The organism is Xanthomonas albilineans, assembly GCF_002939705.1.
In the GTDB taxonomy this organism is placed as follows: domain Bacteria; phylum Pseudomonadota; class Gammaproteobacteria; order Xanthomonadales; family Xanthomonadaceae; genus Xanthomonas_A; species Xanthomonas_A albilineans.
Genome location: NZ_MDCB01000112.1, coordinates 1 through 386, shown reverse-complemented (window position 1 = coordinate 386; position 386 = coordinate 1). Strand labels below are relative to the sequence as shown.

Here is a 386-nt window from a genome sequence, read left to right as displayed (position 1 = left end):
TGGCTGGTGTTGGTGATGTCGGCCACCGTCAGCGTGCCGGTGGTCAGTTGGTTGCGGCCTTGGTCGATGGCCGCTTGCGTGCTCGCGATCACTGCGCCCTTCAGGTCGGTGTTGCCGTGCACGGTGATGTCGAACCCGCCATCGCCGGCTTGGATGCCGCTTTGTTCCCGCACGCTGGCAAAGTCGCCATCCACCTTGGAGTGGCTATAACTCGCACTGCCGCTTGCGCCGATACCCACGGTGACACTGGCACTGGCAGCCGTGTCGTGGCTGGCGTAGTGGCTGGTGTCCTGCTCGCTGTGGATGTGCAGGTCGCCCCCCACATCCGCCATCACCCGGTTGGCCGACAGCACCGCGCCATCCAGCGTCGTGTCATTGCCACTGAG

General features: G+C 65.0%; 1 protein-coding gene. It reads right to left on the bottom strand.

Annotated elements, in window-relative coordinates:
• A partial coding sequence (locus tag XalbCFBP2523_RS15990; RefSeq protein WP_211286590.1) for a hemagglutinin repeat-containing protein occupies positions 1–386 on the bottom strand: 386 nt, incomplete at both ends.